The organism is Bradyrhizobium liaoningense, from assembly GCF_018130785.1.
In the GTDB taxonomy this organism is placed as follows: Bacteria; Pseudomonadota; Alphaproteobacteria; order Rhizobiales; family Xanthobacteraceae; genus Bradyrhizobium; species Bradyrhizobium liaoningense_A.
Genome location: NZ_JAFCJT010000008.1, coordinates 62,524 through 75,779, shown reverse-complemented (window position 1 = coordinate 75,779; position 13,256 = coordinate 62,524). Strand labels below are relative to the sequence as shown.

Annotated in this window: 14 protein-coding genes; 9 read left to right on the top strand and 5 right to left on the bottom strand. The window is 60.5% G+C overall.

Annotated elements, in window-relative coordinates:
- Window positions 1-104 precede the first annotated feature (104 nt).
- Window positions 105-1,691 (bottom strand): winged helix-turn-helix domain-containing protein, encoded by a 1,587-nt coding sequence (locus JQ627_RS18935; protein ID WP_212485666.1) that lies wholly within the window; start codon window positions 1,689-1,691, stop codon window positions 105-107.
- Between the two features lie 165 nt (window positions 1,692-1,856).
- Here JQ627_RS18935 and JQ627_RS18930 point away from each other — a divergent pair, with 165 nt between their 5' ends.
- Genes JQ627_RS18930 through JQ627_RS18920 form a run of 3 tightly spaced genes read left to right on the top strand, consistent with a single transcriptional unit; the run spans window position 1,857 to window position 4,839 of the window.
- The gene (locus tag JQ627_RS18930; protein ID WP_212485665.1) at window positions 1,857-2,777 is read left to right on the top strand and encodes a DUF1127 domain-containing protein; all 921 of its coding nucleotides are present in this window, start codon (window positions 1,857-1,859) and stop codon (window positions 2,775-2,777) included.
- Between the two features lie 45 nt (window positions 2,778-2,822).
- Window positions 2,823-3,797: a tripartite tricarboxylate transporter substrate binding protein gene (locus JQ627_RS18925; protein ID WP_212485664.1), complete on the top strand. Its 975-nt coding sequence runs from the start codon at window positions 2,823-2,825 to the stop codon at window positions 3,795-3,797.
- A gap of 25 nt (window positions 3,798-3,822) precedes the next feature.
- A complete protein-coding gene (locus tag JQ627_RS18920; RefSeq protein ID WP_212485663.1) occupies window positions 3,823-4,839 on the top strand; it encodes a methyltransferase in 1,017 nt (338 codons plus the stop codon).
- A 59-nt stretch (window positions 4,840-4,898) separates the two neighbouring features.
- Here JQ627_RS18920 and JQ627_RS18915 read toward each other — a convergent pair whose 3' ends face one another.
- Window positions 4,899-5,189: a hypothetical protein gene (locus JQ627_RS18915; RefSeq protein ID WP_249143183.1), complete on the bottom strand. Its 291-nt coding sequence runs from the start codon at window positions 5,187-5,189 to the stop codon at window positions 4,899-4,901.
- Between the two features lie 317 nt (window positions 5,190-5,506).
- On the opposite strand from JQ627_RS18915, the gene JQ627_RS18910 reads away from it, so the two are divergent.
- From JQ627_RS18910 to JQ627_RS18895, 4 genes are all read left to right on the top strand, one after another.
- Window positions 5,507-5,923: an SRPBCC family protein gene (locus JQ627_RS18910; protein WP_212485662.1), complete on the top strand. Its 417-nt coding sequence runs from the start codon at window positions 5,507-5,509 to the stop codon at window positions 5,921-5,923.
- Between the two features lie 320 nt (window positions 5,924-6,243).
- Window positions 6,244-6,885, top strand: a complete 642-nt coding sequence (locus JQ627_RS18905; RefSeq protein ID WP_212485661.1) for a glutathione S-transferase family protein — start codon at window positions 6,244-6,246, stop codon at window positions 6,883-6,885.
- 782 nt (window positions 6,886-7,667) lie between these two features.
- Window positions 7,668-8,057: a response regulator gene (locus tag JQ627_RS18900; protein ID WP_212485660.1), complete on the top strand. Its 390-nt coding sequence runs from the start codon at window positions 7,668-7,670 to the stop codon at window positions 8,055-8,057.
- Between the two features lie 5 nt (window positions 8,058-8,062).
- Window positions 8,063-8,443 carry a response regulator gene (locus JQ627_RS18895; RefSeq protein ID WP_212485659.1) on the top strand — a complete coding sequence of 127 codons (381 nt, stop codon included), beginning with the start codon at window positions 8,063-8,065 and terminating at the stop codon, window positions 8,441-8,443.
- Between the two features lie 88 nt (window positions 8,444-8,531).
- Here JQ627_RS18895 and JQ627_RS18890 read toward each other — a convergent pair whose 3' ends face one another.
- The 3 genes from JQ627_RS18890 to JQ627_RS18880 form a co-directional block, all read right to left on the bottom strand.
- A complete protein-coding gene (locus JQ627_RS18890) occupies window positions 8,532-9,062 on the bottom strand; it encodes an AAA family ATPase (protein WP_212485658.1) in 531 nt (176 codons plus the stop codon).
- Window positions 9,063-9,256: 194 nt separating this feature from the next.
- On the bottom strand, window positions 9,257-10,432 hold the full coding sequence (locus tag JQ627_RS18885; protein WP_212485657.1) for an OpgC family protein: 1,176 nt from the start codon (window positions 10,430-10,432) through the stop codon (window positions 9,257-9,259).
- A gap of 392 nt (window positions 10,433-10,824) precedes the next feature.
- Complete coding sequence (locus JQ627_RS18880; RefSeq protein ID WP_212485656.1) at window positions 10,825-10,968, bottom strand: hypothetical protein; 144 nt, start codon at window positions 10,966-10,968, stop codon at window positions 10,825-10,827.
- A 257-nt stretch (window positions 10,969-11,225) separates the two neighbouring features.
- On the opposite strand from JQ627_RS18880, the gene JQ627_RS18875 reads away from it, so the two are divergent.
- Window positions 11,226-12,218, top strand: coding sequence for an AraC family transcriptional regulator (locus tag JQ627_RS18875; RefSeq protein ID WP_212485655.1), 993 nt, complete (start codon window positions 11,226-11,228; stop codon window positions 12,216-12,218).
- 353 nt (window positions 12,219-12,571) lie between these two features.
- Window positions 12,572-12,997, top strand: a complete 426-nt coding sequence (locus JQ627_RS18870) for a hypothetical protein (RefSeq protein WP_212485654.1) — start codon at window positions 12,572-12,574, stop codon at window positions 12,995-12,997.
- The last annotated feature ends 259 nt before the right edge of the window (window positions 12,998-13,256 follow it).

Sequence of the window (13,256 nt, the reverse complement as noted above, 5' to 3'; positions counted from 1 at the left end):
TCTCCAAGCCTGCCCTCTGTCCTCCGAGGGCACGGGAGCAGTAATCCATCGACAATAGGCCTTCGGTAGCGAAAATGTAAGCCGCGAACATCAGTCCACCCCCGTCAGGGGGTGACAGCGCCGTGCTTTTCCGGAAGGCCCGCTTCGCAGAGAGCCTTCTCGAAGATCGCGAAGTCATCTGCCCGGCGAAACGGTGCCAGATTCCCGAGATTGGCACGAAGATCCGGATTGCATTCAAGGGCTTGCAGGAGGGATCGTTGCGCTTGGTCATGCCGCCCGGCGAGTGCGTTGCTGGCTGCGGACATGCAGGTCACGAGCAGGAAACTCGTCTGCCCACGCAGTGCACTCTCGGCGCATGATGCTGCCGCGTCATAGCGGCCCGCCAGAAAATGCGCATAGGCCATGGCCCCCTGCGCGTCGTAGTACATGGGCGGATCGAGCGGGCTAAGTCTCACGGCATGTGCGGCGTGCTCGAGGGCGAGATCCGGCTCTCCCCGCCAAACCCTCAACCAGGCACTGGTGGCCCAGGCTTGCGCGAAGTTTGGGTTTTCAGCCAAAGCTCGATCCACGAAAGCAGCCGCGTCGTCGAACTCATGGGCTATGAAGGCGAGTGCATATCCACCTACGGACAGCGCAACCGGATCATTTGTCCCCAGTTCTACAGCCTTCCGGGCCAGCCGGGTGGCTTCCGCAATTTCCTTTGCCGGATCGCTGATCCAGCCGTTCGCCTTGCGGCGGGCATAGCTCCAGGCGGCCATGGCATAGCCACAAGCCAGCCGAGGGTCGAGCTCGGTCGCCTTGCAAAAGAGCTGCAACGCCTCGGTGTTTGCGTTGTTGGACCAACGGGATTTCGCCAGCCCGCGCAGATAATGGTCATACGCATCCAGATTTTCGGGCGGCTTCCGCCTTGCCCGCTTGATCTCCTCGCGCTGCAGCTTCGGGGCGATTGCGCCTATGACACTGGACGTCAGATTGTCCTGCAGATCGAACATGTCCTCGATCGGGCCCTCAAAGCGGTCTGCCCAGAGATGCGTTCCAGTTTCGGCATCGATCAGCTGTCCCGCAATTCGAATGCGATTTCCGGCCTTGCGCACGCTGCCTTCGAGCACATAACGGACACCAAGCTCGCGGCCGACCTGCTTGACGTCGACGACCCGGCCCTTATACGCAAAGCTCGAATTGCGTGCGATCACGAACAGCCAGCGAAAATGAGCCAGGGCCATCGTGATTTCCTCCACGATGCCATCTGCGAAATACTCCTGTTCGGGATCGGAGCTGAGACTGACAAAAGGGAGTACGGCAATCGAGGGCTTATCCGGTAGCGGGAGGGGCGCTGCTCTCGCTTCTGACAGGTGAGGGACGGTTGAAGGATCCGGCTCCCGTACTTCCCGAACGGCTCCGACGAAACGGAAGCCCTTGCGCGGGATCGTCTTGATCAGGCGCTGCGCTTCTCCGCAATCGCCGACCGCCGTGCGGACGCCATTCATGCGGGTCGCAAGCGCGGCCTCCGATACGATGCGCCCCTTCCAGATGGCGTTCATGAGGTCGTCTTTGCTGACGACACGCTCCCTGTTGCCGATCAAGTAGTCGAGAATGTCGAAGACCTGTGGCGCGACGGAAACAGCATCGGCCCCGCGATGCAGCTCGCGCCGATCCGTGTCGAGCACGTATTCATCGAAGAGATAGCGCAAGTTGCCACTCCCGTCGTGGATGAAGCCGCCTCTGCACCTGCTGGGGCGTAAAGTAAGGCGCCGGTCAGGAAAATGTAAGCTGCACGTCAAGCGTGCCCGGCGAAGTCCTGACATCCTGCCCTCGGTAAAGGTATCGCCAAGGGATACCGACAAGGGATATCGCCGATGAGTGCCTTCAACGGCGTTGCGCAGGTGCGACGGACTGCCACACCTGTGCAGCAGGTGACCAGCCTTTTCCTGCGGGTCTGGAGCGCATGGCAGAAGCACCGAAGACGGCTGAAGGTACAAGCTGCTCTCTGTGCTCTCAGCGAACGGGAGTTGATGGATATCGGCGCGACGCGCGCCGAGATTGACTACATTGCCTTGCAGCAAGGCCGCGCAAGGCCCGATCGTCCGGCACCCTGGCGCATTGGTAGTGCGCTTGCGATTCTGTTGCTCGTCAACCTGTTCGGCCTGATTTCCGCAGATCGCACCGAGGCTCAATGCAGCGCGCAGGATGTTCTGCGGAGACGCCTGGCGGTCAAGGTCGATCCGCCGGCTCCCAGATCGGAGATTCCGGTCAGCTCGGCTGCAGATATCCTGGCGTGGAAGACGATCCGGATAGGAACATTCACGGACACTTTCGCTCTTCGCAGCGCGATGAGTGCAATGGGGTGCGGCGTCGGAAACGCGGCCGATGAGATACTCGCGCGACCGGCCTTTACCCTAAGCCGCGAGAAGGCGGAGGTTGAGCTTGTTGCCGTGTCGGTTGCCGAGCTCGGCCTTCGAGGCGAGACATCGTCGCTGCGGGAAATCTATGCGCGCGCACAACAGCTCGGTCTTGCGCTGGCGCCCGCCGAAATCGCGCCGCAGCTGAGGCTCCAGTATCTCGACCAGCCGATCGGTGAGTTTCTCACCATCGGGATGGAGCCTATCGGGACGTGGGCGGGCGAGGCGGTCGTCCTGACGGTGGCGAATGGCGGAGCAGGCCTCATCCTGATCGGCCAGGATGGCCGTGAGGACGCGCAGATATCTGCGATATCCCGTTTCGTGTTCGTGCGACCCGGCGCATCCATGGCTCCTGAGGCCGCAGCGATGGCCAGGTAGCATGCCGCGATCTCATTTGGTCCGGGCTCGATCAGGGAGACGGTGATGATCACGCGTCGTGATGTGTTGTCGGCGGCCGCCGCCGCGTTCGCCGCTACGCATATTTCACCACAGGCGCGTGGACAGCCGATCGCAAGAACCGGGCATATCCTGACGGGCTTCACGCCCGGACTGCAGGATGCGTTGGCGCGACTCGTGGCCGGCCAGATGAGCGGCTATGCCGAAACCCTCGTGGTCGAACCCCGTCCGGGCGCGGGCGGTCGCATCGCGGTGGAGGCGGTGAAGGGCGCCGACGCCGACGGATCGGTCATGCTGTTCGCGCCGCTCGGCTTCATGATGTTCTTTCCGCACGTCTACAAGACGCTGAGATACCATCCGCGGGATTTCACACCGGTGTCGACCGTCGCCTCGACCCCGACATTGCTGACGGTCGGTCCCAGGGTGCCGGCCGACGTCACGACGCTGGCGGATTTCGTGGCCTGGTGCCAGGCCAATCCGAAGCACGCCACCTTTGGCTCGCCGGGTGCCGGAACCACCTTGCACTTTCTCGGTGCGATGCTGGGCCGCACCGCCGGGTTCGATTTTCTTCACGTGCCCTATCAGGGCGGTGGCGCGATTCAGGATCTGGTCAAGGGCGTGATTGCCGCGACCGTCATGCCGATTGGCAGCTCGCTCGGGCTCGTCCAGTCCGGTGATCTTCGTGCGCTGGCGACCACCGGGCCGCGCCGCTGCCCGTTTGTTCCGGCGGTGCCGACGGTGCGGGAGGCCGGATATCCGTCGCTCGAGGACCTCACATGGTTTGCGTTCTTCGTTCCGGCCAAGACGCCGGCGCCGATCGTCGATAAGCTCAACGCCGCGATCCAGGCCGCCTTGCGCACCGACGAGGTGAAGGCTGGCATGACAAAGCTGGCCGTCGAGCCGGACGCGATCGCCATGGAAGATTTCGCCAGACTGATCGCATCCGAATCCGACCGGTGGAAGGCGATCGTCGAGGCAACGGGATTCGTCCCGACCGATTGAACACGGCATTGACAGGAGGCAACACATGAGCGGGCCAGCATCCGTGCATGATCTCGTGCAGTCGCATCGCGTTACCGCAGTGATCTATGCGGCGGCGAAGCTCAATCTCGCCGAGGCCATCGGCGATGAGGCGAAATCGGTGGCTGAGCTCGCCCGGCTGGTGTCCGCCGATGAAAGTGCGCTGCGCAGGCTGCTCGTCGGCCTGACGACAATTGGCTTGTGCAGGCAGGCCGACCGCGACCGGTTTGCCATGACTGATCTCGGCCGGCAGCTCGACGAGACTGCCGACCCATCCTTCAAGGATTGGGTTCTCTTCGAGGGCGAGATGCTCGCGCAATCCTGGACCGGGCTGGTCGATTCGGTTCGCTCCGGCAAGAGCGCGGGCGAGTTGCGCGGCGATGGCGACGATCGCTATGCCGCGACGAGCAATGCCCCGGAATTCACCCGCCGCTTCAACGCCGCGATGGTCAGCCTGACGCGGAGCATCGTTCCAAGGATCGTCGCGGCGCACGACTTCGCGACCGCGCGCGTTGTCATGGATCTCGGTGGCGGCACCGGCGAATTGATCGGCGGCGTGCTCCAGCACAACCCGCATCTTGAGGGCATCGCCTTCGACCTGGCGCGTTGCGAGCCGGGAGCGCGGGCGCATTTTGACCGGCTTGGCATCGCGGATCGCGGCCGGTTCGTCGCGGGCAGCTTCTTCGAGAAGGTCCCGGTCGGTGCCGACACGATCCTGATGAAGAGCATCCTGCACAATTGGAGAGACGATCGTTGCGAGGTCATTCTGCGCAACTGCCGGGACGCGCTGCCGGCCAGCGGAACGTTGATCGTGATCGAACGGATCATGCCGGAGCTTGCGACGACCGGGCCCCAGGACCGCTCCTGCGTCATGAGCGACCTCAATATGCTGAGGGGACCTGGCGGCCGCGAGCGGACGGAAGCCGAGTACCGCAGGCTCGGCGTCCTGGCCGGCTTCGCCTTCGTCGGCACCCGCGGCATCGGCTCGTTCAGCCTGGTCGAATTCCGAAGGGTCGGACACTGACTGCCGTCCCTTGGGGCGCCAGTCTAGCCTCATTCCATCAGGCCTTGGCGCTGGTTCGATCAGCAGCCCCTGCAGACGCCGGAGATCTTGCGATCGACGTCGGCATCCTCTTGATCGAGGACATCCAGCGATCCCAAACTTGCTGAGAACACGTCGGAGGCGCGGGGCTGGCGGTGACCGACCGGCGCCGTCCAGGGCTTGGTGGTGGTCTCCTTCCCAGGCAGCGATGGGTGGAAAGGTTGTGCCGAAGTTGCGCCCATCATCGATACGATCGTGACCACAATCAGCATCTTTGAGGTGATCATAGATGTCTCCAAATGCATCCCGCCCTGCATGTGCGGTTCAGGCATTTAGATTTGCATCGAAGACCTGTTATTCCTGTCATCGCGTCGGCGTGATACCGCCTTGACCCAGCCTTCCGGAACGACGCTTGTCAGGCCGGCGCTTTCCTGCCGATCAGACCGAAGACGGTCATGACGATGCGGCTGCCGCCGACAGCGGCCGCTGTGGCTGGCCAACGGACGGTTTGACTTTTTTGTGTTTTTGACGCTTTGACGGCTCGACCTTGTCGGCATGGGCCAGTCTCGATCGTCCTTGGATGGACCCCCGCACACGCAAGTGATGCCGTCACCTCGAGCCGTGAAAATCGAACCAGGAGCTTATGTTCATGAGGATTACCGTCGAAACCACCGTCGCAGCCCCCATCGATCAGGTCTGGCGTGCTTATACGACGTCTGCTGACATCATGGCGTGGAACGCCGCGTCCGACGACTGGCATACGACCAAGGCCACGGTCGACCTGCGGGAAGGCGGGGTCTTCTCGTCTCGGATGGAGGCCAAGGACGGCAGCATGGGCTTTGACTTCGCCGGTACTTACACGACGATCGTCGAACACAAGCTGATCGAATATTCATTCGGCGATCGCAAGGCCGAAGTCGAGTTCGTGCCCGGGGCGAAGGGCGTCGTCGTCCGCGTCGTCTTCGATGCTGAAGCGACGCACTCGGCCGAGCAGCAGCAGGGCGGCTGGCAGGCGATCCTCGACAGTTTTGCGCGATACGTCGAGGCGAAGCAAAAGAGGTCGTGAAGCCAGCGGGGGCAGGAGATGGAGCCTCCGGTTTGCGCCGGGCTCCGGACATGCCGCTGCGCTCGCCGACGCGTGGGCCCAGAGCGGAAGTCAGCGCGAGTTGAGGATGACGGCCTTGGTCGAACGCTTGTTAGGTGTGACCGACACAGGGGATGGACAGCTTGTAGGATGGGTAGAGCGAGAGCGAAACCCATCAAACCTCATCCTCACCATCGGATCGAGTTAACAGGAATGACCAGATGCTCCGCCCGCGAGGAGGATGGGTTTCGCAAGGGCTCAACCCATCCTATTGGCTAAAGCCAGCGTAAGGACGCTCAATCATGCTCACTGTCTATGGCGAAGGTCGTGGGTTCCGTGTCGTTTGGCTGCTCGAGGAATTGGGAGTGGCTTATCGGCTGCGCCCGGTCGATCTGTTCGCCGTCGAGAATGATCCCGATTTTCTTGCGATCAATCCCGCGGGCTTTATCCCGGCGCTACAGGACGGCGAAATGATCATGGTCGAATCGATCGCGATCCTCGAATATCTGCTTGCCCGCCACGGCCCGAGCCCGCTCGCCGTCGCCCCGGATGATCCGGCTTTCGCCGCCTATCTGCAATTCCTCCATTTGGGAGAGGCTGGGCTCGCTGGACCAATGAACGCCGTCCTCGTCGGTCGTGCACTCGCGCCCGCAGCAGAGCGAAACGCTCGGGTCACAACCTGGGCACTGGAGACCTTTCATAGCCGGCTGGGATTGGTCATCCAGCGTCTCGCAAATCGTCCATTTCTCGTTGGAGACCAGTTCACTGCTGCTGACATTTCAGTGAGCTACGCTCTCCTGCTTGGTCTGCGAACCAGCAACTATACCCCGGGTTCAGTCGAGCGTGCCTATCTCGCCCGCACGACGACGCGCCCGGCCTACGCCCGAGCGATGGAAGCCTGCCAAGCCACCAAAGCCTGGGCGGAGCGATCACCGACGTTGTAGGAAGTTTGCAGGAGCCAAACGCATAGTCAAAGGACTGTACATCGCCGGAGTACCCGAGGAGTGATGTCGGGTTGGGTCAGGAGGCGAAGAACTCAAAGTGAGCAAAGTCAGTCCGCTCCACCCCACCAAGCGGACCTCAATGAAAGGTGTCGCCACTTCGCTGACGGGCCATAAGGCGACATCGCAGGCTTGGCCAAAAAAAGAGCCGGCTGAAGCGGCCTTACTTTTTTGGTAGCAGCCCCAAGACAAACCATTGAGCCGGAAAGAGGGGAAAGAACAGCGCTCCCCAGAGGAACCAAACGCGCTTAGACCGGCCCCTCTCTGCCGCGAAGTTGGCGGTTACGCGCCCGCAGTAAATCATCAACCCGACAACGACTAAGCTAAACATCATCGAGGCGGGCATGGGTGGCTCCTGCCGATAGGTCCTGTGGCGGATCATATAGGATTGGCATCGCGGCGCGATAGCACCCAAGTCAAATCCGAATGAGAATTGATCGGCAACGACGAACCTTGGCTGAACCTCCAAAGGCGAGGTCGGTTCTGGGGGCCATAAGCGGCCATCAACAGTCGCGGTGGCGTCACGACATCGCGGGGGCCGTCGGGCGTGGGTCAGGGCCATCGACGCTGACGTTCTGCCGATTGCCGCGCGTCAAAGTTTGCCAAAGGGCCGCCCGAGAATGTTCCCGCCCCGGCGCTTGCGGCTTGCAATTAGCAAACAGCTCAATGGCTTGGAACGTTGCGCCACTCGTTTGGTTGGCTGACCAGCATCCGAGGAGCCAACGATGGTCCCCCAAAAGCAGCTAAAGAGCGACCGGATCAGGGTTTTGCTCGTGGAGGACGAATGGTTCATCCGATTTGACGTAGCTGAGCAGCTTCGAGGCGCGGGGCTTGAGGTTGTTGAGGCGAGCACCGCCGATGATGCGATGGACTACATCTCATCAGGCGACCGAATTGACGCGCTTATTACCGACATCCGAATGCCCGGAACCCTTGATGGTCTTGAGTTGGCTGGGAAGGTGCGCGTCATGCAACCGATGCTCCTTATCCTCGTTGCCTCTGGAAGCATAGAATTGGAGAGCGCAGCGAGCCGCGTAGGTAGGTTCATCAGCAAGCCCTACGATCCCAAGCAGATCGCAATGCTGATCGGGGAGATGCTCGGCCCAGCGCTGTAGTAAGCATGCATGCAGCAACTGTATTGATCGTCGAGCATGACGTGCTCGTGCGCCATCCGCTGGCGGAGTACCTTCGCGAGTGCGGCTATCGAGTGGTGGAAGCAGCTCACCACGACGAGGCCCATGAATGCCTCGAAGGTGGGAAACACAACATCGATGTTGCTTTGATCGACATAGGCGGCCCCACCGGTTCCGGGTTTGCTCTTTCTGCGTGGATACGGAGCAATTACCCAACTGTGAAGACAATGCTGGGCGCGACGGTCGGCAAGGTCCTCGCGCTCGCGGGTGATCTTTGCGAGGAAGGCCCGCAGGCAGCGAGGAAGCTGAATTATCGTCCCGTGCTGGATCACATTCGCCAACTGCTCGCGACCCGGAAGGGGCCTTAGGGTTCCGAGGGTCGGTAGTCCACTAGCCTCCAAGCGCTAAGGGCCACATCCGGTCTCGTATCATCGTCGTTCGCACCTATAGGGGCAATTATCCAGTCAACGAGGCTAAAACCCAATCGGCCCGTTCGGACACACCCATCTTGGGCAGCACGTGGATGTCGTAGCCGAGAGACGGATAGACGTGGATCAGGCGATCGTATTCGGCGATAGCCTCGGCGAGACCGTGCCGTCGTTCCTCGTCTGTTGCGTAGATTTCTGGCCACGGAGGTACAAGGAACAGGCGTCTGTTGTAGCGATAGACCTGACCGAGATTCTGGACGACCGGCTCTCTGGTGAATTGCTCGAGTGCAGCGGCCGCATCGATCAAGCTTCTGTCGAAAAAGACCCAGCGCGTGCTGGACTGAGCGGTGGCGTGGTCGGCGAGCGACACTTCGATTGCACGCCGGGCAAAGGCGACCGCATCTACCCACGGGAGCGCCCTTCCGCCGCGCTTTAGTTCCTCGGCAACGATCCGCCGTCCTGGTTCGTCGATCGTAGCAAAACCGCGTCGTCGAAGTTCCGACAATAGGGTCGATTTACCGCCCCCGGAACAACCTGAAATTATGACAAAGTTCTCCATCGGAATCCGTACCTCCAAAGTCGCCAAGGCGTTGCCGGTCAGCCTCGTGGATGTCTCTTATGGGTCAAGGCTGACCTCGGCATCTTGCTGAGCTTTGTCCGTTCACCGTCTAGCAGCAGACATCGGGGTGCTCGCAGGGATGGTCAGCTACGGACCAAGAGCTGCTCTCCGCGCTCCACCAGCAATCTACCAGTTTAGCGAACCGGCGGAACTTTCCCGATCGACTGCGTCCCCGCTGACTTCCGCTCGCGCTTGATGCTGATCGCGTTCAGTAGCCGCGCGACGACGACCATCATCAGGACTCCAGCAAAACTGACCACGATCTGCATCGCAAGTCCCTCAGAGATGTCGAGCAGCGTAAGGTGGCTGGCGAGCGCCAGAAGGACGCCCACGCAATAGATCGGTAGCGAATTCTGGCCACAGCACTTCGCGTAGCTTAACACCGGCGTCGATAGCCCTTCCCAATTCCGAGGAATGAATCGCAGCGCCACAATTGCTAGAGCCACAAAATGCAGCAGCCGCATCGGACTGAGATTCGATTTATCCGGCGGGACCAGCAGGTCCTTCAGAGTTTGCGGAACCAGCGGCTCGATACTCCAACTTTGAGCAAGGACCAAGCCGAAAATCAGATAAAGAACGGCAAGAACAAGCGCCGAGCGCGACATTACCCAAGGCCGGAATTTCTCTCCCTCAATGACGCACCATGCGCCCAGCACGATCAGAAGCTGCCAAGCCAGCGGATTAAAGAACCAGACGCCGTTGGGCCAGGCTGGAACTCTCCAACCGAAGACGTGCACGAACGCGTAGAGCAGCAAAGACGCTCCGAGCGTCACGTTCGGCGCTCGCAGCAGCAACCACAGCAGCGGCGCGAACAGCACGTGAAAAATCACAAAAACTGGCAAGACATCGGTGTTCACAGGCCGGTACTGCAAGATTGCGGCGTGCGCAAGCGTGGCGCCCGGATGCTCGAGCAGAATTCGCGTATTGCTCTCGTCGGCGAGATTATCGCTGCCCGCAAGGTAGACGAGGATGGCGCAAGCGAGCGTGAGCAGTAGAAACGCCGCATAGATGTCCCATCCCCGGCGCAGTGAACGGCCCATCATGCCGCTCCAGCCCTCGCGCTCACGTGCCCTGCCGTAGGCCAGAGCGCAGGTCGCGCCCGAGATGAACATGAATATCTCGGCGGCATCGCAGAAGCCGTAGTTTCGCGGCGTCAGCCAGCTCCCGATGTTATTGGGAACGTGATCGAGAAAGATCCACCATAACGCGATCCCGCGGCAGACATCGATACGCAGGTCGCGGCCAGCCGCCCTGAACCCCGGCGGAGTCTCGCCGAACAATCGCGTCGAGGCGTGAACTCGATCATCCATCTGCCAGCCTTCTGGGTCCGCTCATGGAGTCGGATAATGCGCGCCGGCTACCCGATGGATGATGGGGGCTCCTTCGTCGCCCGGCTGCTCCTCCGAGCGCCAGTGTCGGGAGGGTCATCGTCCTCCCAAGGCGCTTGCAGGATTTTGTCGCCGACGCCCCGTATCAAAAGTTGCTTTCTCATTTCGGTGAGGCGGGCGCGGCAGTACTCGCGGTATAACATGTCGACTATGGTGGACATGATCGAACCCCTTCCTGATCACCACGGTTGACGTCCCATGTGACAGATCGACCATTTCACCCGGCGGCTGAAAAGGAGCAGTGCCGGGATGTAGTCTGTGTCCGACGGACCTTAATGGTGATGCAGCGATCAAGGCACGACAGGAAATCGGTATCAGAAAACAGTCTCGTTCTGCAGAATTTCCGCCCGCGGATCGATCAGCTCGATTAGCCGCGAACAGCGTTGTAAAGTTGGGTCTTGCGCCGTGCCATGGATTTTGAAATTGGATCCAATGGCGGCAATTTGAAATAGAGCCATCACAGTCATCTCCTCTTAAAGGAGATATTTGCACGCGACATTCGCAATCAAAGATTGTCGTAATTTTCTGGTCGCCACGTGAGCCAGTTCACATCAGCACCAATCACAGGTGAATGAGACTAGCAGACGAAGGATGTAGCTTCTTGGAATCCTGCGCACCTCAAGAGACGGTTGGTGCGCGAATTGCAAATTGCGGATACCGACAGCTGGCCTGTCGCAGCATTTGACCCAATGTCTTATCAAGGCTGGAGGTCACCATGTCTACGGACGCAGCCGATTTCGTCTCGCATCGATTCTCGACGCGCGAGCATCCGGAGCGGATGCGACTTCCACTCTGGCGCGAGAGCTTTGTGCGGGGGATAGTCCACGCCGACGTCGAGCCTCTCGCGAACGTTCCACTTCGAGTCGACGCAACGTTGCAAGCGATCCGCGGTTTGCGCACGCTCGTACTGAAAGGCTCGCCCATGCGCTTCAAGCGCGTGCGGACGAGCATTGCTGACGGTGACGACTCGATCGGCCTCATCGTCTGCTCACCCGGCAAAAGTCGGCTGTCGCAACGCGGCCGGGACATCGAGCTTTGCGCCGGCGACGCAATCTCGATTCTGCATTCGGAGCCCGCCACCGTCACCTATGTCGACGGATTACTATTCGGTCTGGCGGTGCCTCGCGAGGCGCTTGCACAGCGCGTGGCGGACATCGAGAGCCTCGCCATGCGGCCAATCACTCAGCGAAATGAACCGCTCCGCCTCCTCATGGCTTATCTGAAGTCGGCATTCAAGGAGGGGGCTCTGGCCGCCCCCAAGCTGCGTGATCTAGTCTTGACTCACACCTGTGATCTCGTAGCGCTCGTGGTCGGCGAGTGCGCCCCTTTGGGCGAAAGCGATGCGAGTGCGGTCGTGGCCGCGCGCCACAGCGCCGTACTCGACTACATCGCCGCGCACTTTCAGGAGCCGGGGCTCAGCGTCGAGACAGTAGCTCGTCGCCAAGGTATCTCACCTCGCTATCTGCAGCGCCTGATGGCGTTATCAGGATCATCGTTCACCGGGCACGTGAATGAGCTACGTCTCCAACTTGCGTTCAAACTGTTAACCGAAGCGCGCGTCAGAGCGCAGCTAATTTCCGACATCGCGCTGGAGGTAGGCTTCTCGGATGTTTCGCATTTCAATCGCCTGTTCCGATCTCGCTTCGGCGATTCGCCACGTGGGGTTCGTTACGCCGGCAGGGATCCCGGCCGAGCCACGTGCACCTGATCGGCGCGCGCGCGAGATCCTGCTAGCGAATGTCCGCTATAAAGCTGACCTCGGCATCTTGCAGGAGCTTTGTCCGTTCACCGTCTTGCAGCAGACATCGGGGTGCTCGCAGGGATGGTCAGCTACGGGCCGGAAGCAGACAATCACCACCTTGAGCGGCTTACATTTTGCTTGCCGGCGGCATAGCTTATGCGTGGTTGAGGTCCCTCAGCGAGCAGGGCCACGAGGGGAACGGCTGTGCGCTATCTCTTCGAGACCGGACTCGGTGTGGTTGATCTAAATCAAAGTGGCCGTGCAGTGGACACGGAATCAAAACAATATTGCACAGCGACGCAGAGGATCGGGTGACTTACATGTTTTTAAAGCGCTCCGCCTACATTGTCGCCGCTGTTCTTTTGCCGGTGGCGGTTTCGATCTTGTCAGAGCCGGCACTTGCTTACGTGAAGCGGATTGCGTCGCTTCCGCAGTCCCTCTGGGGGGTGTGGGCACCGAACGCGGATGCCTGCAACGATGCAGATAAGCTGGCCGTTGTCGTGTCAGCCAAGTCCTACAAAAGCTCGCAGGTATCGTGTGACTTCATTGATTTGAGCAAGACACCCGGGCCTAACGGCCCAATTTATTCTGCTCGTGCACGATGCATCCAGCAAGGAGAAACGAACCCCGCAACGTCAAATCTAATCTTTCGCCCAGAAGGTTCGAACCGGATTTCGATCGGTCCTGACTTCAAGGCTCTCAAGATGAATCAAAAGTGTGCTGCGAGTCAGCCAAATGCCCACTGAATTCCAACGGACGGAGGCACAGCTAGTCCTTGTTGGGCGCGCTGTGACTGGACGATCAGGCGTTGCTCCCAAGCTGTGCTACCGCCCGACGAACTCGCTGTCCGATGACGGCTTCGGGTCACTTGCAGGCATCGCGCGAGCGATGCCCTAAGGTCCGCTATGCGGCAAGAGCTGACATGAGGCGTTGTGGCTGCCAGGTCCGCCGACGCCAGAAGCTGGCGTAATCGGACCCTGATGTCTCGCCTGGATATCGGAATCA

What these genes read in the sequence shown, in the direction of transcription:
- JQ627_RS18930 (WP_212485665.1), top strand. Translation starts at nt 1,857, where the DNA reads ATGAGTGCCTTCAACGGCGTTGCGCAGGTGCGACGGACTGCCACACCT.
- JQ627_RS18925 (WP_212485664.1), top strand. Translation starts at nt 2,823, where the DNA reads ATGATCACGCGTCGTGATGTGTTGTCGGCGGCCGCCGCCGCGTTCGCC.
- JQ627_RS18920 (WP_212485663.1), top strand. Translation starts at nt 3,823, where the DNA reads ATGAGCGGGCCAGCATCCGTGCATGATCTCGTGCAGTCGCATCGCGTT.
- JQ627_RS18915 (WP_249143183.1), bottom strand. Translation starts at nt 5,189, where the DNA reads ATGCCTGAACCGCACATGCAGGGCGGGATGCATTTGGAGACATCTATG.
- JQ627_RS18910 (WP_212485662.1), top strand. Translation starts at nt 5,507, where the DNA reads ATGAGGATTACCGTCGAAACCACCGTCGCAGCCCCCATCGATCAGGTC.
- JQ627_RS18905 (WP_212485661.1), top strand. Translation starts at nt 6,244, where the DNA reads ATGCTCACTGTCTATGGCGAAGGTCGTGGGTTCCGTGTCGTTTGGCTG.
- JQ627_RS18900 (WP_212485660.1), top strand. Translation starts at nt 7,668, where the DNA reads ATGGTCCCCCAAAAGCAGCTAAAGAGCGACCGGATCAGGGTTTTGCTC.
- JQ627_RS18895 (WP_212485659.1), top strand. Translation starts at nt 8,063, where the DNA reads ATGCATGCAGCAACTGTATTGATCGTCGAGCATGACGTGCTCGTGCGC.
- JQ627_RS18890 (WP_212485658.1), bottom strand. Translation starts at nt 9,062, where the DNA reads ATGGAGAACTTTGTCATAATTTCAGGTTGTTCCGGGGGCGGTAAATCG.
- JQ627_RS18885 (WP_212485657.1), bottom strand. Translation starts at nt 10,432, where the DNA reads ATGGATGATCGAGTTCACGCCTCGACGCGATTGTTCGGCGAGACTCCG.
- JQ627_RS18880 (WP_212485656.1), bottom strand. Translation starts at nt 10,968, where the DNA reads ATGGCTCTATTTCAAATTGCCGCCATTGGATCCAATTTCAAAATCCAT.
- JQ627_RS18875 (WP_212485655.1), top strand. Translation starts at nt 11,226, where the DNA reads ATGTCTACGGACGCAGCCGATTTCGTCTCGCATCGATTCTCGACGCGC.
- JQ627_RS18870 (WP_212485654.1), top strand. Translation starts at nt 12,572, where the DNA reads ATGTTTTTAAAGCGCTCCGCCTACATTGTCGCCGCTGTTCTTTTGCCG.